This window comes from Lacunimicrobium album, from assembly GCF_052161635.1.
GTDB lineage: Bacteria > Planctomycetota > Planctomycetia > Planctomycetales > Planctomycetaceae > SXPC01.
Genome location: NZ_CP197413.1, coordinates 4,032,673 through 4,052,698, shown reverse-complemented (window position 1 = coordinate 4,052,698; position 20,026 = coordinate 4,032,673). Strand labels below are relative to the sequence as shown.

General features: G+C 55.1%; 15 protein-coding genes. 8 read left to right on the top strand and 7 right to left on the bottom strand.

What is annotated here, in order from left to right:
- Nucleotides 1-263: 263 nt before the first annotated feature.
- Together SH248x_RS16215 and SH248x_RS16210 are read right to left on the bottom strand one after the other, a co-directional pair.
- On the bottom strand, nt 264-1,337 hold the full coding sequence (locus SH248x_RS16215) for a tetratricopeptide repeat protein (protein ID WP_459555343.1): 1,074 nt from the start codon (nt 1,335-1,337) through the stop codon (nt 264-266).
- Nucleotides 1,338-1,352: 15 nt separating this feature from the next.
- Complete coding sequence (locus tag SH248x_RS16210) at nt 1,353-4,610, bottom strand: tetratricopeptide repeat protein (protein WP_459555342.1); 3,258 nt, start codon at nt 4,608-4,610, stop codon at nt 1,353-1,355.
- Nucleotides 4,611-5,116: 506 nt separating this feature from the next.
- Between SH248x_RS16210 and ispE the strand changes: the two genes are divergently transcribed.
- The 3 genes from ispE (at nt 5,117) to SH248x_RS16195 (ending at nt 7,144) form a co-directional block, all read left to right on the top strand.
- Entirely contained in the window at nt 5,117-6,055 is a 939-nt protein-coding gene (gene ispE, locus SH248x_RS16205) for a 4-(cytidine 5'-diphospho)-2-C-methyl-D-erythritol kinase (RefSeq protein WP_459555341.1), read from the top strand.
- 24 nt (nt 6,056-6,079) lie between these two features.
- On the top strand, nt 6,080-6,787 hold the full coding sequence (locus SH248x_RS16200; protein ID WP_459555340.1) for a septation protein SpoVG family protein: 708 nt from the start codon (nt 6,080-6,082) through the stop codon (nt 6,785-6,787).
- A 78-nt stretch (nt 6,788-6,865) separates the two neighbouring features.
- Nucleotides 6,866-7,144, top strand: a complete 279-nt coding sequence (locus SH248x_RS16195) for a putative signal transducing protein (RefSeq protein WP_459555339.1) — start codon at nt 6,866-6,868, stop codon at nt 7,142-7,144.
- 154 nt (nt 7,145-7,298) lie between these two features.
- Here the strand turns inward: SH248x_RS16195 and SH248x_RS16190 are convergent, their stop codons facing one another.
- From SH248x_RS16190 to SH248x_RS16180, 3 genes are all read right to left on the bottom strand, one after another.
- The gene (locus SH248x_RS16190; RefSeq protein ID WP_459555338.1) at nt 7,299-8,258 is read right to left on the bottom strand and encodes a tetratricopeptide repeat protein; all 960 of its coding nucleotides are present in this window, start codon (nt 8,256-8,258) and stop codon (nt 7,299-7,301) included.
- Between the two features lie 100 nt (nt 8,259-8,358).
- On the bottom strand, nt 8,359-9,255 hold the full coding sequence (locus tag SH248x_RS16185) for a homocysteine S-methyltransferase family protein (RefSeq protein WP_459555337.1): 897 nt from the start codon (nt 9,253-9,255) through the stop codon (nt 8,359-8,361).
- A gap of 2 nt (nt 9,256-9,257) precedes the next feature.
- The gene (locus SH248x_RS16180; RefSeq protein ID WP_459555336.1) at nt 9,258-10,103 is read right to left on the bottom strand and encodes an ATP-grasp domain-containing protein; all 846 of its coding nucleotides are present in this window, start codon (nt 10,101-10,103) and stop codon (nt 9,258-9,260) included.
- 185 nt (nt 10,104-10,288) lie between these two features.
- Between SH248x_RS16180 and SH248x_RS16175 the strand changes: the two genes are divergently transcribed.
- The 3 genes from SH248x_RS16175 to SH248x_RS16165 all read left to right on the top strand — a co-directional run bounded on the left by SH248x_RS16175 (nt 10,289) and on the right by SH248x_RS16165 (nt 13,666).
- Nucleotides 10,289-10,534 carry a DUF485 domain-containing protein gene (locus tag SH248x_RS16175; RefSeq protein WP_459555335.1) on the top strand — a complete coding sequence of 82 codons (246 nt, stop codon included), beginning with the start codon at nt 10,289-10,291 and terminating at the stop codon, nt 10,532-10,534.
- Nucleotides 10,535-10,595: 61 nt separating this feature from the next.
- Nucleotides 10,596-12,494, top strand: a complete 1,899-nt coding sequence (locus SH248x_RS16170) for a sodium/solute symporter (RefSeq protein WP_459558620.1) — start codon at nt 10,596-10,598, stop codon at nt 12,492-12,494.
- A gap of 92 nt (nt 12,495-12,586) precedes the next feature.
- Nucleotides 12,587-13,666 carry a leucine-rich repeat domain-containing protein gene (locus tag SH248x_RS16165; protein WP_459555334.1) on the top strand — a complete coding sequence of 360 codons (1,080 nt, stop codon included), beginning with the start codon at nt 12,587-12,589 and terminating at the stop codon, nt 13,664-13,666.
- Between the two features lie 72 nt (nt 13,667-13,738).
- Here the strand turns inward: SH248x_RS16165 and SH248x_RS16160 are convergent, their stop codons facing one another.
- Nucleotides 13,739-14,110: a hypothetical protein gene (locus tag SH248x_RS16160; RefSeq protein ID WP_459555333.1), complete on the bottom strand. Its 372-nt coding sequence runs from the start codon at nt 14,108-14,110 to the stop codon at nt 13,739-13,741.
- A gap of 454 nt (nt 14,111-14,564) precedes the next feature.
- Between SH248x_RS16160 and SH248x_RS16155 the strand changes: the two genes are divergently transcribed.
- The gene (locus SH248x_RS16155; RefSeq protein WP_459555332.1) at nt 14,565-17,873 is read left to right on the top strand and encodes a PAS domain-containing protein; all 3,309 of its coding nucleotides are present in this window, start codon (nt 14,565-14,567) and stop codon (nt 17,871-17,873) included.
- A gap of 259 nt (nt 17,874-18,132) precedes the next feature.
- Here the strand turns inward: SH248x_RS16155 and SH248x_RS16150 are convergent, their stop codons facing one another.
- Nucleotides 18,133-18,399, bottom strand: a complete 267-nt coding sequence (locus SH248x_RS16150; RefSeq protein WP_459555331.1) for a BON domain-containing protein — start codon at nt 18,397-18,399, stop codon at nt 18,133-18,135.
- Nucleotides 18,400-19,014: 615 nt separating this feature from the next.
- On the opposite strand from SH248x_RS16150, the gene SH248x_RS16145 reads away from it, so the two are divergent.
- Entirely contained in the window at nt 19,015-19,923 is a 909-nt protein-coding gene (locus tag SH248x_RS16145; protein ID WP_459555330.1) for a hypothetical protein, read from the top strand.
- Nucleotides 19,924-20,026 lie beyond the last annotated feature (103 nt).

The window sequence follows — 20,026 nt, the reverse complement described above, 5'->3', positions numbered from 1 at the left end:
TGAAGTGCTCAGAACCGACTTGTCCGGGCGTTTGATTTATCATCAATCATGTGCGCAGATCGCAACGTCGAAATTGATCCGGATGATGTCCGAAATGGGGCTGCTTCAGTCAGATGTGTGAGTGACACAGACGCGTTCATGATCGCACACAGGGGAGTTGTACGCATCAGCTGATGGCGGGTGATTTGAAGGTCCGCCGCTGTCATGCTTTTGATACACAACTGTTATTTCGCAATCAAATGTGATTGAAAATTGAACGCGTTCTACTTCTCCTGCAGTTTGGTCAGCCATGGGCTGCCTGCAAAGTTTGACTGCAGGCTGGTTGCAGCCTGAGTCGCGCGTTCAGGATGGCCAGCCAGTGGCCAGAGCTTGGCAAGATGATAGAGGGCTTCGGCTTGGGTATTGGCGTCGCGCTTTGCCAGCTGCGGGCCGAGAACCAGATCGACCATCAGGTAGGACAGGATGGCGTCGTCGACGTTGCCGGCGAGTTCCTGAAGGCGCCCTTTTTGTACGTACATGTCTGCAAGCACGCTGGGTTGGCGGTCATCCACGGTCGCGAGTCCCTGTTGCAGAAGTTCGAGCGCCTCTTGAGGCTTCTTGAGTCCTGCCAGCGCATCGACTCGTCCTTTGAGCGCCAGCTGGTTGACGCTGACCAGCTGTTCTTTGCCTTGAGCGGTCTGCATCAGCGCTGCGAATGCTTCGAGGGCTTTCTCGTACTCCCCTTTTTTGAGCAGTTGATCGGCTTTGATCAGATCCGCCTGGAGTTGAGATTCCGGGAAGGGCGATGTTGAAAGCTGGGTGAACAGGGTTTCGACCCGGCCAGGATCGTTTGAAGCAGACATCAGGCGAGCCTGCAGGACCAGCGCTTCATCGTAGCGATAAAAGTCACGATTGGCTTCGAGGAAGCGTCCCAGCTCTTCGATCGCCTTCTCTGTGACGGCGGGTTCTGCAAGGCCTTCCAGGGCCCAGGAGCGTGCTCTCAGGAATTCGATCTGCTTTCTCAGATAAGGCTTGTCGGTGGAAGCAGCGGAGAGGGCGGTTTGATACTGCTCACGGGCTTTGTCGTACTGGCTGTTGAGGACCAGACCTTCGGCTGTTTTCAGCTCTTTGGGTTCGCTGTCGAACTCAATGCTGACAATGTCATTGGCAGGAACAGTGACTGCTGGACCAGCCTTGGGGGTAATCTTGACTTCCGAGCGCGTCATCTCGGTGATATCGCCCGAGGCACGCTTGTCTGTGCTTTTGCGATTGATGATGTCGATCGCCCAGACGCCATTGGCGCTTAAGGACAACAGGCAGATAGCCGCAGTTGTGTGCAGAGTCGTTTTCTGGAACATGTCGATGTCTCGAATCTATCGTCGATATTTGCCAAGGAGGTCTTTTTTACGATTACCCTTACCGCCAGATTTCCCGGCAGAGGTTTTCATGAAGTAAACGCCGCCGCCAATGAGCAAGGCCACCAGGACCAAAGCCGGCCAGAGGGTGATACTGTTGGACTCATTGTCGGGCTCTTCGGTCGCGCTTGCAGTCGTAGCCACGGGGGCCTGTGTCTTTGGTTGAGAGGTCGCAGCGGGTTTGACGTCAGCGACTTCTGTTTCAGGGATGGTCTGGTCTCCCTGACGAGGTTTTTTCAACGGCTCAGCGGGCTTCTTTTGTGCCACGAGAAGCTGCTGATACATGGAGTTGAATTCCGACCATTGAGGTGACGAACCGATCTCGGGAGAGAGTCTGAGCAGCGTTTTCAAATTGGCTTCCGTCTTGCGAAGCAGCTTGTTTTTGTTGTCTGCATTCGTCTCCATCATGGCGGTGTCGTAACTGGCTTGAAGCAGGTTGAGGATAGCGTCTTCAAAAGGTTTTTGGATCTCGGGAGACGGCCCGCGTGTTTGCAGCGTCGTTTGCAGGCGAACGATGATCTGGTTCCATCCCCAGAGCTTACCGCCCGGGCCATCGCCTGTAATCGACTTTTTCATCTTGGCTTTATCGCTGGCCGTTTTTCCCCACAGGGCATAGAGAGTCGATGCAGCTGTCTGAATCTCCAGTTGATTTGGCTGCCCCGCGAGGAGCTCTTTCAGGAAAGTTTCAGCTTGCTGGAAATCGCCCAGCTGACCGAGGGTTGTTAACAGACGCAGTTGAACGGCGGGCTTTTGAGTCGCGGTCAGGAAGTCAGGAGTTGATTGTCCGCGAGTGAGAATTGTCTGATACCCCTCGGCGGCGTTCTTGAAGAGTTCTTTGCTTTTCTCTTTGTTCTCGTTGCCGCTGGCCAGGGAGAAGTAAGTCTCTGAAATCCAGATCAACCCACCCAGTTCGAGGGTCTGGCGGTTTTTGAACAGGTCGCCAATGAACTCTTCGAACGACGCACGAATCTCGTCGGCTCGTTCCTTTTGGCCGAGTTGTTGTTTCTGCTCGAGTTCCTGCTGCAGCTGGCGTCCGAGTTGAGTGTAAATGCGCGCGAGGTTTTCGTTGCCTTCCTCGCCGACGACCCGTTCGAGTTCCAGGCGAGTTTCGCGCGCCTTATCGAGCTGCTTGCTTCCGACATAGGCACGCAGGAGAAGCTGATAGACCAGTGAGGCGAGCGGGTTGCCATCGTCCGCTTGTTCATCACTCTTTTTGACGACTTCCGTCACCGCGAAGGGGGCTTCGGTGAGGATGCGAATCGCGTCCAGATCTTTTCCCTGGAAGACTTCCAGCTGAGCCAGCGAGATCCTGGCGCGAATCAGCGAATTGGGTGGATCGTCATTGGGATCGGAATCGACTAAGAGGATCTTGATCCCGCCTTCCAGGTACTCACGAGCTTTTTGCTGCCAGCCTTCGACTTCTTTTGTGTCGACCAGTGATGAGTCATTGGACAATTCGAGAATGGAGGCCTGCCAGTAAGCCTGACCTGCTTCCGCCTGAGCCTGGCCGAAGCGCTCGCTGGTCTTGGGTACTTTGGCGAACCAGGTGACGGCCTGCATCGGCTGTTGCACTTGAAGCAGTAGCGTGCCGAGAGTCATCTCTGCATCGATGATGCGTCGTGCTTCGGGCCACTGTTTGGCAGCGACGCCGCAGAGGCTTTGAAGTTGATCGAGCAGGTACTGACGACGGAACCCTTGAGCGTTTGAAAACTGTCGGGCCAGCGATGCCATCGCGAGGTAGGTAGCATCTTGACGCAGCTCGGGATTGGCCTGATAGGCGTGACGGACGAGATACTCCGAGAGCGCCAGTGAATCCCAGTCGCTGTTGCTGAGGAACTCCAGATAAGAGAGTCGATACTGGAAAAGGTGATAGTCTTCGGGCTTGGTATTGCCCTTACGAAGTGTCAGTCCGATTCGGCCGACGTCACGGGCCTCTTTCAGAAGGTTGGCTAGTTCCGCCTCAAACTTGCCGACCTCCGCGGCGTTTTTATCGAGCTTGGCTTTCTCAATCTGCTGCTGGACGCGGGCAATGCGATCGAGCATGTCATTGAGCGTGGTGAAGGCGACCGAAAAGTCTTTGACGACAGCTGGTCCACGGTCGCTGGCTTCCAGCAAGCGCGACTCTGCCCTCAAGGCGAGTTTCTGGTAACGACCCGGAATGCGGGCGAGGTCTTTGGCTTCTGCCAGTGCGCGACGCGTAAAGATCTTCTTCTCTTCGGTCTTGTCTTCAGCGCGGGCACTGCTGCTGCCGAGGGCTTCCAAGGCGCGCACCATTTCCCAGCGGATGCCCAGGCCGATTTGCGTCAATCCGCGACGACGATCGACATTGAGCCAGTTCGTTCCTTCGTCGACGACGAACTGGTAATCCCCCCGCGATGGATGATTCAAACAGATCATCCGGTACTGCAACACCTGACCGAGGAAGTCCATCAGGGTCTGGTTCTTCATGTCCGTTGGGGTCCTGAGCAGTTCGTCAAAGATCCCCAAGGCATTGCGAATATCACCTTGCTCCTGAAGACACTTCGCCTGCATCATTCTGGCATAGAGCCCTGCCAGCTGCTGTCGGTATTCCTGATGGACTTTTTCAAACGCCAGTGATGCATCCATCAGCAGTCGAGAATGCTGGTTATCATCCTGCAGATTGGATTGCGCTTCTTCATACGTGCAGATCGCCAGATCGAGCTTGGCTCGCATCAGCTCCCCTTCGACGAAGGTTCGACGGGCCCGCTGTTTGGTGTCATCCTCAGGAATGAAGGCCGGGAACGTCTTCCATTCTGCATCCGCCATGCTGAATGCCTGTTGGAACAGCGAGCGGGCTTCGATGATCTTTGCGCGTGCCTGATCCAGCGCTGTCTTCTGGGCAGTCTTGTCTTCTTCGACAATCGCCTGCCAGTTCAGCGTCTGGCCTTCCGCCAGGACGATACGTGCCATTTCGGTCATCGCCTGACCTTTGAGGGGATGGTCGCCTCGTCCGCCTTGAGTATCGATGAAGGACTGAAACGCCTTCTTGGCCTGATTGTAAAAGTTCCTCTGCTGATCCGGGCTAACGGACTGAGCGGCGAGCTGTTTGTAAACGAGCCCCTTTTCAAACGCGATGCTCTGCTTCTGATCCGGCGCCAGTTCGGAACTCGCTTCCAGTTTGCCGATCGACTTGAGGGCCGTGTCGAGGTAGCCCGCTTCCCGCAGTTTGACGGTCAATGAGATCTCGCGATCCACGGGACTCGTCTGCGCGGAAACCAGGTCGGGAGAGAAAAAGAGAACCGCGCAGACAAGGAACGATTTCCACGCGGATGTTGTATATTGTGACATGATGAACCAACAGCAAGAGTCGCGAACGCCGCGGACAGCCACAGGCAGAGCAGGGCGGATCGAAGACGGGAGTCGACCACTTTTCACTTGTGAAATGCAAACAACGTCTACTTTAGCCGCCGCAGTCAACGAATCAAGAGTGCCTGTTGCATCAGGCCCGCATTGACCGAAAAGACTGACCGCAGGAAGATGGCGTGGTGGCGTTCTCGCAACTTTGGAAAGAAATGTGTTGAACGTGTGCCACGGCTGTGTCAGCCGTGCAAACTGGGCGTTCCTTGCGCGATCGCACGGCTGACACAGCCGTGGCACACAGGGAATGACCGTCGATCTGCTGGTGAGACATTGCGACGCAAGACAACCGCGTCATTGCGTATTTGAGATTTCGAACAAACCTTGTGACTGGCATCTCCTCTATGCTTATGCGTCTGATCGAATGGAAACGTGACACCTCAAAGACGTTGATCGTCCACACGCCTGCCAAGATCAATGTCTTTCTGAAGGTCCTCGGCCAGCGAGCCGACGGGTATCACGAACTTGATACGATCATGGTCGCGGTCAATCTTTATGACACACTGCGTTTCGATGCGATTCCCGAACCCGGCTCAACTGGTCAGATCACTTTGACGTCGCGCTGGATGATTGATGGGCCGCAAGAGAACTTACCAGTCATTCCTGATGATGGTCGCAATCTTGTGGTCAAAGCGGCCGAACTTCTCAAGCGATACGTGGGTCGCCCAGAACTATCCGTGTCCGTATTGTTGTTCAAACGAATTCCAGCAGAGGCCGGAATGGGGGGTGGGTCGAGTGATGCCGCTGCGACTCTTGTAGGGCTCAATCGATTCTGGCAGCTTGGCTTGCGTGTCGACGAATTGCACACGCTCGCGGCGGAACTTGGCAGTGATGTCAACTTCTTTCTCTCGAGCGAACCTGTCGCGAAGTGCAGCGGGCGTGGCGAGCAGATCGAGCCAATCCCTGATTTGGCCCCACTGCATGCGGTGATCATCAAGCCATGGAGTGGATTGTCGACGAAAGCGGTCTTTGACGCCTACCATGCCCATGCGATGAGCGTGGACTATGCGAGTGATCGCGTTCTCGATGTCTGGAAAAAAGAATCCGCCATTCCGGGCTCGCTGGTGTTTAATGCCCTCCAGGCAGGGGCGTCGCGGGTGAATTCGGATGTTTCGAAGATTCTAAAACACCTCTCGCTTTTGCCCCAGACCACTGGCATAATGACAGGGAGCGGGACGGCCTGCGTGGCTTTGGTCAGGACGGCTGACGAGGGCGCGCAACTTGCACGACATCTCAGAATTCAACAGCACGGTTTCGTCGTATCGGTACGGAGCAGTCTTTGAGCGACATCGAGAAGGAGCGCAGACGTGGAGATTACCGAAGTCCGTATCAAGCTAATGGAAGACCCCCATGATCGGCTCCAGGCGTTCTGCTCAATTACGATTGATCACAGCTTCGTCGTACGCGATCTGAAAATCATCCAGGGGATCAAAGGCCCTTTCGTTGCCATGCCATCACGCAAACTGATGGATCGTTGCGCGAAATGTAAGACCAAGAACCATCTTCGTAGCAATTATTGCAATCATTGCGGATCTAAGCTTCATCCCGATCGTGTCGATCGTTCCGGGGAAGGCAGGGTCAAGCTTTATGCAGACATTGCTCACCCGATCAACTCGGAGTGTCGCGAAGAAATTCAGAATCGCGTGATCGACGCCTTCGAAAAAGAAATGGTTGCAGCCAAGCAGCCTGGGTATGTTTGTCGTTATGACGATTATGGCGAAGATGATTTCTCCGATTACATCGAGAACGATTACCTCCCTTCGAAGAACAGAATAGCGCCCCCTCCGGCCGCACCGGTGGGAACCGAGCGCGAGCCTCAGTTCTTTGAAGCCTCCGGTCGCCAGCATCGCGTGGATTCTCCCGGAGTTCATTCCGAGAGCACGCCCGTCGAACACATCCGCGATAGCACAAGTAACCCGCCAATCGCGCGAGCGACCTCCAGCTTTGGCCTCAGCCACGGCGGAGCGATGTACCATCGTCCTCATGATGAAGATTTTGGGACAGGGATTCTGTAATCCTGCTTTGATTTCTCGATTCGAGTTGCGAACGGGACGTTCGATGGCTCTTCTGATCGCTTACAAGAGGATGACATCATGAGTACCCGCGACGCCTTGGACACCAAAGTTTTGATCAGCGTTCCCAATCCAGCTGAAGCAGCAGCCATCGTTCAGGCACTGACTGATGCTGGCATTCAGTCAACGTCCGATGGGAATGGAATTGTCGGCTTCCAAGTGGAAGCACCGGCGATGATTCGCGTGCTTGTTCATGAAGAGGATTACGTCCGCGCCCGCCAGATTCTCGAAGAATCACGCGACGACGCCGAGGCGATTAACTGGGATCAAGTCGACATCGGCGTTCCTGAAGAGGAATAAGCAACTGTCCCTTCTGCTTGGGAGGGAGCGGCATTCTGTTCCTTCTCCCTTGAGGGGAGAAGGTGCCCGCAGGGCGGATGAGGGTGGGCGATAGGCAACAAGTGACGATCAATACCAAGCAGACGTCAGGCTACGTTCGCTTTCTCTCCGTTGCTTAACGGGCTTCGTCATCAAACTGCTGACGAACCATTTCTTCGTAGACTTCGAGTTTGGCGATCTTGTTCTTCAGCGACATTCTTGATTTCGCAAAGTCTCTCACATACGTCCGAAACTGTTGCTGCATGCGGTGGAGAGTGAGCGGATGGATCTGTCCTTTGGAGACGTGTGTCCGGATCGCGGCGGTCTGAACCTGGATCTGGTCATTCAAATGGCGTAGCAATTCTCTCGCGGCGTTTTCCAGCGTCAGCCCCAGCATTTCTGTCTGGGTTCTATCAAACTGACGCTGCTCCTGCGAGAACCGCATGATCGCTGAGCCGGTGGACTTGCGGGTCAGCTTGTTTTCATCAACAAGACGTCCGAATGGGCTCATGACGATCTGGGACGTGCTCTGTTCACGCTGAGCTTCTTCCAAACGGACAATGGCCAGTTCAAAGTCTGGCTTGATCGTCAACGCTTTCCGGTAATGCTCAATGGCGAGCGTGAAACTGCCTGAATCCATATAGACATCAGCCAGCTTGACGTAGGTCTCCGGCAAGTGGGGTTTGAGTCGGATCGCCTGACGATACGCGGAGATCGCCAGGTGGTATTGTCCCAGATGGCGATACGAATAGCCGAGGTTGTAATAGGCTTCGCTTGACTTGCGATCTTTGGAGATCGCTGCCTGCAGGGCATCGACAGCCCGGACATATTCTTTCGAGCGATTCAGGACGGCTCCGAGATTAATGAGCGCGGTCGCAGAGGCGGGCCTCAAATCAACCACTCTCTGGAAATGCTTCAGGGCAGGGGCATAATCCCTTAAATACATGAGCGCAAAGCCCATCCCCTCATGCAGGTGAGGGTCGTCTTCTGCATTGACTAACAGCTCGCGAAAAGCATCGAGAGCTCGCGTGTAATGCCCAGATCGCAGGGACTCGAAGGCCTGCTTTTTTTGTTCGTCGAAAGGATTCTCGGCCATTATGGTTATCCCGTCGCTGCTCCGTTCGCGAGCGCGACACGGAACAGCAATCGATGTCCACTATGAACAATAAGGGCGAGAAATCCACGCGCCAATGGGATTATTCATCGTTTCTTAGCAATTGTGTGAGGGCAGCGATGTGAGACGGCGTTGTTCCGCAGCATCCCCCTACGAATTTCAGGTGGAATTCCTTCACCAGCGAAGCGATTTCGGCTGCGTAGGAATCAGCCGTTAAACCCGGTCCGGCTTCAAACTCTATTTGCCCGCCATGACGCGTCCAATGATGAGTGTTTCCGTAAAAGCCCACAGGGACCGATCCCACGATGCTCTTCAGATGACGGATGACTTTCTCCGCCATTCGTGGATGCACGCAATTGAGACTGACGGCCGAAGGTGTCGCCTTCTCAAAGACCTGTTCCACAACGCTCTGAAGACTCTCCCCAGAAAGCAAGTGAGTATCGTCCTGAACGATCATGCTCCACACAAATGGCAGCCCCGTCGATGCACAGGCCTCTGCTGCGACGAGGCATTCCGTCTTGTTGTTCATCGTCTCCAGCAACAGCAAGTCAACACCCGCCTCGACCAGCTTCCTGGCCTGCTCGAAATGCTCGGCTACCATTTCGTCAACCGCTGGCCTCTCCTCCGGCTGATAGCAATCCCCGAGCGGAGAAATCGATCCTGCAACGAGTGCTCTATCTCCGGCCGCCTGCCAGGCAATCTCGACGGCCCTCTGCGTCAACTCGATATCGCGCCCTGCGTATCGAGTGCCGACGAGGCTCCACCGATGAGTGCGAAATGTATTTGCTGTGATGACGTCCGCTCCTGCAGCGACATACTCGCGATGAATCGCGGCGATGAGCTGCGGTGCTTCCATGGTCGCATTCGCTGACCAACCTGGACGATCAACATCAAAGCCACGACGAGTCAATTCCGTCCCGACCGCGCCATCGAGGAGGATTGTTTTTTGACTTGCAAGCAATGCGGTGAATCGGTGCATGATTAATCCATTCGCATTCGCTGTTCACAGGCAACAATGCTCTGCCACAGTCCGATCGGCGAGACCCCTGCGTAGCCGCTTTCCTGTCCATCATTGCATTCGATAACGATCCACTGTCCATCCAGTGTCATTGCCAGATCGATGACAAGAAACGGAATATTGATTCTCTTCGCAGCGATATCAGCGACGGCAATCGCCGCCTGCTTCTCATTTGATGTCCACTCATAGCCTTTGCCCTGATACCAGTAACGCCCCGATCCCACCAGTTCGCCACGCCACCAGAAGGTGCGAAATTCATAGCTGCTCGGAACCCGATCGCCATAAGCCTCTTCCACACGTCGAAGTGCAATGAACTCACGCACGACCACCGACTGCCAACGAAGAATGCTATCTGTCGCATATTGATCGATGAGCCAGTCATAGTTCTCGCGTGACTTCGCAACTGAGAGTGATTGTGAATGCAGACTTGTCTGACGCTCTCCTTTGATAAAGACAGGCCAGCGAAAGTCCTCTTCGATTTGATCGGCTGTCGGCAGCTCAGAATACCATTTGCTGCGAGGCGTCAAGTCGGCAATCAGATGATACCAGACTGGCAGGCGAGTCGCGCGAAGATGGTCTTGTTCAGAATGAATGAGTTCGATGCCTTGCGACCGGAGGTCATCGGATTGTTTCGCGTAGTCTGAAAATGCACCCAGTCTTGCGATGACCTTTCGTGTCGTGTGGCCAGGCCAGAGACTTTGACATGCAAACCAGTTCCGAAAATTAAAGTCATAGATGGGAACACCGGTTTCCTGCACCAGCAGTGAAACGGCGTTCTCGATGACAAATAGATCGTTCTGTGGAGTCACGTGTTACCTCAATCGAAAGTTGCGAAACATATTCTGTTTCGACACGACATTGTAGACCACGTTCGCCATGAGGCGTTCCCTGTCTTTTCCCCGAATCTCCGGCTCCGTTGTTGCCCCGGTGTCCGTTTCCCTGTACGCTGACGCATCAATAGGCTTTGATTGACTTTCCGCCGAGAAATGACACCATGAAAATGACCAGCCACCAATGGGGCATGATCTTCTTTTTCGTCTATCTGATCCCGTACGCCGCATTTGTGCTGCTCAATGCTTTTCGTCCCGACCTGATGGAACAGACCCCCATCTCGGGCATCAACCTCGCCATCCTCTCCGGCTTCGCCCTCATCATCGGCGCTTTCCTGCTCGCCCTCCTCTACGGCTTTCTCTGCAAACCGACTGCGGCTCCACCTTCCTCTCCCCCTCATGACTCATGACTCACGACTCATGACTCCCGGTCTTCCCAAGCCCTCAGCCCCTTCCCTAAGCCCTACCCCCATGCTCTACACCCCCTCCTTCATCGCGGTCATCATCTTCTTCGCCTTCGTCGGCTTGACTCTCGGCCTCAGTTTTTACTTGGCCCGTGGTGCGAAGTCCTCCCAAGGCTACTTCGCTGCTCACGGCCAGATTCCCTGGTTCGTCAACGGCATTGCCTTCGCGGGGGACTATCTCTCAGCCGCGTCGTTCCTCGGGATCTGCGGGATGATCGCTTTCTATGGCTATGATGGCTTTCTTTACTCGATTGGTTACCTGGCCGGCTGGATCGTCGCCCTCTTCGTCATTGCGGAGCCGATCAAACGACTTGGGAAGTTCACCTTCGCGGATGCCCTCGATGCGAAGTTCAACTCGCGTGGCATCAAGTTCGTCGCTGGAATCAGCACGCTCGTTGTCTCGATCTTCTACCTGATCCCGCAGATGGTCGGAGCAGGGGTTCTCATCCAACCCCTCCTCGGCTTCCCGCATTGGGCCGGCGTCCTGATCGTTGGGACGACGGTCATCATCATCGTCGTGACGGCGGGGATGGTCTCGACGACGTGGGTGCAGTTTCTTAAGGGAACGCTGCTGGTGATCTTCAGCACGATTTTGACGGTGTTGATTCTGCAACGCGGCTTTGAAGTCAAGAAATTCAACACCACCGCTTTCCAACCACAATGGCCTCAGAATCCCATCGCATCTACAGTGTGGGAAGGAAAGCCCTACGAGACGAAACTAAATGAGGACGGCTCGTTCTCATTGTTCCGTCAATACAATAACCAACTGACGCGAACCCAAGTTCTCACACAAACTTCAAATGGAGAGATTCTGATCAACGGCCATCCGCGTGGTTCGCTCGATGGGGCAGCGGTCCTCTTTGCTGTCGGTGAAGTTCGTGACCTCCCCGGAGAGCGAATGAAAACAGGGCCACTCGGTCCACTCGAGTATTTATCCACGCTGCAGAACAGCGAAGTCATCCTCTGGGGAACAGACACGATCAAAGAGTCGGACGGAACGATTCATACGATCTATTTTGCCAAACCAACCCCCGGCAGCCAGGTCCTCCGTCCCGGCGAGACACCCACCTTCAAGGGGATCCGTTCCAACGACCCCTTCGCCAAGCTCGACTTCATCTCCCTTATGCTCGCCCTCTTCTGCGGGACCGCTTCGCTGCCTCACATCCTTATCCGTTACTACACCGTCAAAGACGCCGCTGCGGCTCGTAAGTCGACCATCGTCGGCATCGCGAGCATCGGGTTCTTTTACGTTCTGACGCTCTACATCGGCCTGGGGGCGATGACCAGCGGCGCCCTCGATGTCACCAACTCCAACATGGCTGCTCCGCTCCTGGCTCGCAGCTTCAGCGAACTCCTCTTCGCGATGATCTCCGCGATTGCGTTCACGACCGTCCTTGGCACCGTCTCGGGTTTGATCCTCGCCTCCGCTGGAGCCGTCGCACACGACCTCGTCCAAAGCGTCGGCGGGATTCACCTCTCCGATCATGAACAGGTCCGCGTCGCGAAGATCGCGTCGGTCGTCGTCGGCATCATCGCGATTCTGCTCGGGATCATCTTTGAAAAAATGAACGTCAGCTACCTCGTCGGCTGGGCATTTTCTTTGGCTGCCTCTGCCAACCTGCCTTCGCTGGTCATGCTTCTCTTCTGGAAGCGAACGACTAAGCAAGGCATCATCGCGGCCGTCACCGTCGGCATGATCTCGTCTCTCGCCTGGATCCTCCTGAGCGCCGACACCTACTCGAAGGTCTACGGCCTCCCCGCCGACCAGGCCCTGACCCCCTTCAGTCAACCTGGCATCATCACCATCCCGCTGGGGTTCCTCACGCTGATCGCGGTCTCGCTGATGACGCCGAGGGCGAAGGAGTTTAACATAGACCAGCCGGATATTTCGAAGGCTGCGTCGTAATCCATGGGTAGGATGCCGGTGAGGCTTCGCGAACCGCACCAAATGCGCCTCCATGTATCACATACTCGCAACCCGTCGACGACCCTATTAGAATGCGAGCAACATCCTCTAAGGTCAAACTCGTCGTGACATCAAAACGCCCCTTGAAATGGCTCTGGGTAACGCTCGCCAGCCTCCTCATGCTCGCTGCCAGCCTGATGACCTGGCAGTACGCTCAGCTTCGTCATGCTGTTGCACTTTGCGAAGCAAACAGCCTTTATTACGTCCTCGGCGATCAGGAAGAGTCCGAGTATGTGGGATGGTTAAGGCTGAAAATTGGCCCGCTGCCGTTTGATGAGTTCACCGAACTGAGAATTGAAGAGAACATCGAAGAGGATGAATTACGAGCAATTTTTCGACATGCTCCTCGATTGAAGCGACTTGGTTTCAGAGATTGCAGTATCAGCCCGAAATTCCTCAGCGAACTCCATTTACCCTCTCTGGAGTCACTTTCCTGCACCAGCATTGACCTTTCATCTTTTGATACATCGCTATTCTTAAAATTTGAGCGACTCGAAAAGCTATCTATCCATTATTGCAATTTGAGAGATGTTTCCTGCGAAGGATTCAATAAGCTTTCCAACCTAAAAGCACTCTGGATCGACGAACTTAATGCAGGAGATGAAGCATTCACAAATGCCTGCAAGTGTCCAAATTTGGAGGAAGCTGACTTACAACTACAATGCTGTAAGAATGCCGATTTCACTCTGTTGAAGGCAATGCCTAAACTTAAGAAGCTCCGATTAAATGGAGGCGGCACGCACGTCACTTCTTTCGACGCAATTTCAGACACGCCAATTGCCGATCTTTGGCTTATTGACTGTATTCTTGCGGGTCCCATCATTCCGGTAATTGCAAATTCAAATTGTGTTGTTGCGGCCTTTAGCAGGTGCATTCAACTGAAAGAATACCGGGAGATTCTTCCGAAGTCATTTCAAAACAATAAGCTCGACCACATCATCTTTTCAACGACAAACGTCACGCTTTACGATTCCCTTAACCTGATACTCCGGTTTGATATGCTGCACGAAATTTACATGCCACGCACAACAACCTGGGACCAAACTTTCGCAAGCTATTCCTTGTATCTGATTTCTCACGCGAAAGAACTTTATCACCTCTTCACCCCCTGACCCCCACAAAACAAAAACAGCCGCGGATGACTTCATCCGAGGCTGTCGCTGGTGACGAGTTAAGTCACGAGTTCAATCATCTACCGGCTTTTCAGGTTGTGGTTCGGTGCTGTTGGGGAGAGTGCTCAGATCAGGTTGGACCTGGGGTTCATCGTCGGCGCGTGGGGCGTTGTAGCCGTCTTCGTTGCCGGTGTTGCCTGGCTCGCGAGTATCGGGGTCGCCGCTGTCGGCGGGAACCACGACGGGCTCGACTGGTTCAGCTGGGACTGGCTTGAGGACCGTGACGTCCTCGCGAGTGCTGGGGACGTCTCGGTCGACGGGTCGTGTTGTCTCGGCTGGTTCGACGTAGGTCGTATCGTCCTTGGGCATGATGTTGGTTTCTGCACAGCCAACGAGCAGTCCCGCAGCAGCCAGACAGCTGAGTGTTTTCAATGGAGTGAACATAACATTCCTTTCGAGATCGCATGGCAAAGTTGCACTTCGATTCACCGACAACGCAACAACAGTGCCACACTCACACTGCTTGGAATCTGACAGTGTTTCGTTCTGCTATTGAGCATCGACTGGTCACCTCTCGTTCAGGCTGAATTATTAACAGTCAAAATGTTCGAGTGAAAACCCTCGACATGCCGAGCGACTGGTAAGAGCTCTTCAAAGAAAAGTGTGACACGCTGCCACACTTTCGAGCTGATACGCTCACATCATCGCGATGAATTTCGTTAGCTCAAAAACTTAGCCCGCATGTTGGATACGACATGCACATCGCGATCATTCCCCAAGTCCAATACTCAGACAATTTCCATCCAGACCGCGCGTTTTGACATACGATGTTACTGAAAGCAATCTCGTCGTTACTGACAGCAATCACGTCGTCCGTCTCATTCGATGGGATCCCATCATGCCACCGGCTGCACTTCCCGACAATGAAGCTCGGCGACTTGAGATACTCAGGTTGTGTTCGATTCTCGACACACCGCCCGAGCCAATCTTCGATGATCTGACCAGCCTGGCTGCAACTCTGTGTGATGTTCCCATCTCAGTGATCAGTCTGGTGGACGTCGATCGTCAGTGGTTCAAATCGGCACATGGATTCGACATCCGGGAGACATCACGCGATGTCGCCATCTGTGCTCACGTCGTCATGCGTAATGCGCCCCTCATCATTAATGATACGCTCCTGGATCCCCTCACCAGCGACAACCCGATCGTCCTCTCTGGACCCAAGATTCGCTTCTACGCCGGCTTTCCGCTGACGACGTCTGAGAACCTTCCCCTGGGGACTCTCTGCGTTGTGGATCGGCAGCCCAGGAAGCTGACGGACATTCAAATCGGCCATCTGGCTTCATTGGCTCGTCAGGCCAGCGCCCTGCTCGAACTTCGATATTCGCTGCAATCCCTGCAAGACGAGAAACGCACCGTCTCTGCGGCCCACAACCGGCTCGTCCACATAGCCGCTCAGGTTCCAGGGCTTGTCTATAAATTCGTGCTGCGTCCCGACGGGACCGCCTGCATGCCCTATGCCAGCGATCGAATCAAAGAGATTTACCGTGTCACGCCGGAGGAGGTCACTGAAGATGCCAGTATCGTCTTCAAGGTGATTCACCCGGAAGATCGGGCCCGTGTCATCGATTCGGTCCAGGCTTCTGCACGTGATCTGACTCCCTGGCGGCTGACGTACCGGGTCCGCTTTGACGATGGCGAGGTCCGCTGGCTCAGCGGCGAATCGACACCTCAGCGTCTTGCTGATCGCTCTGTGCTGTGGCATGGCTTCATCACCGATGTCACCGACCAGGTCGCACAGAAACAAGACAGCGATCGGAATCGTTCGCACCTTCATGCTGTCATCAATGCCTCGACCGAAATCTCGATCATCGCCACTGATGATCATGGCGTCATCTCCGTTTTCAATACAGGGGCGGAGAAAATGCTCGGCTACCAGTCGAGCGAGATCGTTGGCAAACAGACTCCCGAGATTTTTCATCTCGCGTCAGAAATCAATAGCTACGCTGCGGAGCTTTCTAAAGAACTGGGACGCCCAATTGAAGGTGCCCTCGCGTTGACCGAGTACGCCCGACAAGGCAACCATCACGCCCGCGACTGGACCTTCGTGCGCAAAGACGGAACTCACTTCACGGCTCACCTCGTTGTCACTGCCATCCGTGACAACGAAGGACAGATCATGGGCTATGTTGGCATCGCCACCGATGTCAGTGTTGCCGCCGAAGCCAAGCGACAACTCCACACGGAACGTGAACGTCTCGACCTCGCCCTCGATTCCGCCGACATCGGCTCCTGGGATTGGGATCTCAAGACCGGCGTCGTGATCCTTGATGAACGCTGGGCCGAAATCGCTGGACAGACTTTCCCGGACAACCAGGTCCACATCGATCTGTGGACCTCGCGAATCCATCCTGAGGATACTGATCGCGTCTGGCAGTCCCTGCAGGATCACTTCGCCGATCAAAGTCGCGAATACGATGTTGTCTACCGCCTGCAGCATGCTAGCGGCAATTACCGCTGGATTCACGGCCGCGGTCGCGTTGTTGAACGAGGGGTCGATTACACTCCGCTCCGCATGGCCGGCATCTGCTTTGATATCACACAGCGTATCGAAGCTGAGAAGAAGATCGAGACCGCGAACGAACTTCTCCGCCAATTCATCACCCACACCCCCGCCGCCGTCGCGATGCTCGATAAAGACATGCGCTATCTGCAAACGAGCACACGCTGGCTGGAAGACTACAAACTCGGTGCCACGGATGTTGTCGGCAAGTCACACTACGAGATCTTCCCTGATATCCCCCAGCGTTGGAAACAGATCCATCAGGACGTCCTCGCCGGACAGATCCATCGCTGTGACGAAGATCCCTTCGAACGTGCGGACGGCACGACCGAATGGCTGCAATGGGAAGCCCACCCCTGGTATGACACGACCGGAGAAGTCGGGGGACTCATCTTCTTTACCCAGGTCATCACGGACCGCAAGCACGAAGAAGAAGAACTCATCCATGCCCGCCTTCAAGCCGAACAGGCCAGCCTCGCGAAAAGCAATTTCCTGGCCAACATGAGCCACGAAATCCGAACACCTCTGACAGCGATCCTCGGCTATACGGACATCCTTCTTGATGGATCGCCTTCGCTTTCCACACAGAAATCGCACCTGCAGACGATCAAACGCTCCGGTGATCACCTGCTGACGATCATCAATGACATCCTCGATCTCTCGAAGATCGAAGCCGGTCGCATGACGATTGAGAAGCTGCGTTTCTCGCCCGCCGAAATCGTGCAGGAGGTCCTCGCGAACTTCAAAGAACGGGCCGCACAAAAGAACCTGCAACTCTCCGCGCGATGCCTCGGCCCTGTCCCACAGACGATTCTCGCTGACCCGGTCCGCGTCAGGCAGATTCTCATCAATCTCCTCGGCAACGCCATCAAGTTCACCACGCAAGGCCGTGTTGAACTGACTGTTCGCTATGTTCCCTCTCTCGGCGACGAACCAATCCGCCTGGCCTTCGACGTCACCGACACCGGACTGGGGATTGCTCCCGACCAGCAGGCTCACCTCTTCCAGCCCTTCGTCCAAGCCGACAACTCAATGACCCGTCGTTTCGGCGGCACAGGCCTTGGCTTAGCGATCAGCCGACGTATGGCCCAACTTCTCGATGGCGATGTCACCCTGCACAGCAAGCCGGGAGAAGGCAGCACCTTCACGGCCACCATCGCGACCGGTTCGCTCCAGGGCATCCCGTTCGTCAACACACTCGACCTGACGACTCCTGTCCCCGCCCCGCAATCAGCCAGCCAGTTCCCTCTCGATGGACACATCCTGCTTGCCGAAGACAGCCCCGAGAACCACCGCCTCATCAAGATGCTCCTGACCAAAGCCGGGGCAACGGTCGACGTCGTCGAGAACGGACAACTCGCGATCGACACCTTCATGACTGCAGCGCCGGGAACCTACCAGCTGATCATTATGGACGTCCAGATGCCGATCCTCGACGGCATTTCCGCCACCTCGAAACTCCGCTCGTTGGGCGTCACTCACCCGATCCTCGCCTTAACCGCCAACGCCATGGCCGAAGACCGCACCCGCTGCCTCAACGCCGGCTTCACCGACTTCCTCACGAAACCCCTCGACCGCCAAAAACTCATCCAAACCTGCCACCATTACCTGGAAGCCGCGAAACCTCTTGCAGTGGCTCAATAAACAATGGACCCTTAGAATTGTCCCTTCTCCCTTGAGGGGAGAAGGTGGCAGCGCTTCGCTGACGGATGAGGGTGGGCTATAGGCATTTGCCGACTGACAATGCCATCACACGGTCAAGGCAAGTCCGTCCCACTCCGCTCGCACGACGACCATGCAATCCCATTCGCAATTTCACCGCACAAATAACTTTCATCACCCTTGCGCAAATTGCATCCGTCTCTACCCTAACGCCTAACGCCTAACGCCTAACGCCTAACGCCTACTCCGGCACGACACAGACATCATTCACAATCAGCGTATTGCCCAGCAGCGTCCGCATGGCTTCCTGGGCGACTTGTTTCTCGTAATAGCTCGTCACCTGCCCGGAAACGGTGATGAGTTTATTCTTCAAGCCCAGTGTCAGTTTGCGACGCTGAAACAGCGGATGGCGCGACAACGTCGACTGAAGCAGTTCCAGTTGCGAGTGAGCCGAATCTTGACGATGCTGCGTTGTCATATCGTGAACGCTCACAACTTCTGTAACCATTCTTGAGACGTCCTTCCGGACACGAAAAGCCGCTAGAGCACATCCATAATTTGTCTTCAGGATTCCCGCAGCCGATGATCGAAAAACAAAGGAGTTTCGCGATCTAACGGCTGCAGAAAAGACATGGAAATGTCCTAGTCTTTTCTTCGGCAGCCCGCCGCCAAAAATTCAGACATCGAGCCCGAACACGGGCCAACACCTACAACTGATAGCGATCAAACCGGGTTTGCAGACAAATGACTGTCAAATCGTAAGTCGCCGATCTATCAGCCTGCGAATGCTTTGGGTGTGACGCAGATGACGTTAGGTCATTTATCGTCCGCTGGCAATGCGACATTCTCAGCCGTGACATTCTGACGCTACCGGAGTTCTCATAATGGCTTAGGACGATTTCGATATTCCTATGGACAGAAATTGCAATTTTCTGAACAATGCCGCCCCGTGTCTTGACGGCTGGGCAGAATTCTGTCGCCAGCAACCCGTAGGGCGCGGTTCGAGGATGGCGTTCTGTATGAGCGAGAATGCCATTGACACGAACCGTCCTGCACACCGTGTCCTCACGATCGCCCCCACATCGCCGACAGGACCGCCGGACTCTCATCAAGGATGATCGACATGTTCCGTCAAACGACTACTGCTGCTCTCAGCACGATGCTGATGGCCGGCTGCGTGAACTCGTATAGCCCGTATGGTCCCTATCAGGGCATGCCGCCGGGGACTTATGGCCAGCCACAGCCTTACCCAACCGGCCCTGGCACCATTTACGCACCTCCGACGTCCGTCATGCCCGGCGGTCCGATGCCAGATACCCTGAACTCCGCACCATCGTGGGGACCAGGATCGCCTTCCGCTCCGATTCCAGGAGCCGCCCCAGGCAGCGCGTACGACCCCAGCTCGAGCCCGACCTTCAAGAACAACTCGTCGACCACTCCCGGCAGTGGCGTTCCGAATTATAAAGACCCGTCGTTCAATAATGATGGGTTCGAAGCCTCAATCGCCCCCGGCGTCAGCGGGACTTCTTACACGCAGGCTCCGACAAATGTCGTCCCCTCGGGCTACCAACCCGTTCCGACCTACACCGGTTCCAGCGGCGACGAACAGTTCCTGCGTCCGCTTGCCACACCAGCGGACGGCTCGCCACAACTGCAGTCCGTTCCGCAACCAACGGCACCAGCCTCTCAGCCGCCCGCACCAGCGTTCCCCGGCGATCCATGGGGAACTTCATCGAAATCATCTCCAACTGCCACTCATCATTATGCCTATGATGGCCACTATCACTGGCTGCAGGGTCGAGTTCAGTTTGACGACCAGCAGCAACGCTGGCAGATCCAGTACAGCACCAGCCCCTCCGCCACGGATCCCTACGGCGGTCGCATCACGCTGAGTCAACACAACGAACTGACCAAATGCCGCCCGGGCGACGTCATCATCGTCCGTGGCGAAGTCGTCGAAGACACCCACGATGACGCCGGCAAACCCGTCTACAAAGTCAACCAGATCGCCCGCGTCACCACCCAAAGCTAACTCTCTCTCCGCTGCAAATAGCTCATTTCCGTTCCTTCTCCCTTGAGGGGAGAAGGTGGCGTCGCTTCGACGACGGATGAGGGTGGGGCATAGGCACTGACAC

Coding starts and splice junctions, on each gene's coding strand:
- SH248x_RS16215 (WP_459555343.1), bottom strand. CDS start 1,337: ATGTTCCAGAAAACGACTCTGCACACAACTGCGGCTATCTGCCTGTTG.
- ispE (WP_459555341.1), top strand. CDS start 5,117: ATGCTTATGCGTCTGATCGAATGGAAACGTGACACCTCAAAGACGTTG.
- SH248x_RS16195 (WP_459555339.1), top strand. CDS start 6,866: ATGAGTACCCGCGACGCCTTGGACACCAAAGTTTTGATCAGCGTTCCC.
- SH248x_RS16190 (WP_459555338.1), bottom strand. CDS start 8,258: ATGGCCGAGAATCCTTTCGACGAACAAAAAAAGCAGGCCTTCGAGTCC.
- SH248x_RS16185 (WP_459555337.1), bottom strand. CDS start 9,255: ATGCACCGATTCACCGCATTGCTTGCAAGTCAAAAAACAATCCTCCTC.
- SH248x_RS16175 (WP_459555335.1), top strand. CDS start 10,289: ATGAAAATGACCAGCCACCAATGGGGCATGATCTTCTTTTTCGTCTAT.
- SH248x_RS16170 (WP_459558620.1), top strand. CDS start 10,596: ATGCTCTACACCCCCTCCTTCATCGCGGTCATCATCTTCTTCGCCTTC.
- SH248x_RS16165 (WP_459555334.1), top strand. CDS start 12,587: ATGCGAGCAACATCCTCTAAGGTCAAACTCGTCGTGACATCAAAACGC.
- SH248x_RS16160 (WP_459555333.1), bottom strand. CDS start 14,110: ATGTTCACTCCATTGAAAACACTCAGCTGTCTGGCTGCTGCGGGACTG.
- SH248x_RS16155 (WP_459555332.1), top strand. CDS start 14,565: ATGCCACCGGCTGCACTTCCCGACAATGAAGCTCGGCGACTTGAGATA.
- SH248x_RS16150 (WP_459555331.1), bottom strand. CDS start 18,399: ATGGTTACAGAAGTTGTGAGCGTTCACGATATGACAACGCAGCATCGT.
- SH248x_RS16145 (WP_459555330.1), top strand. CDS start 19,015: ATGTTCCGTCAAACGACTACTGCTGCTCTCAGCACGATGCTGATGGCC.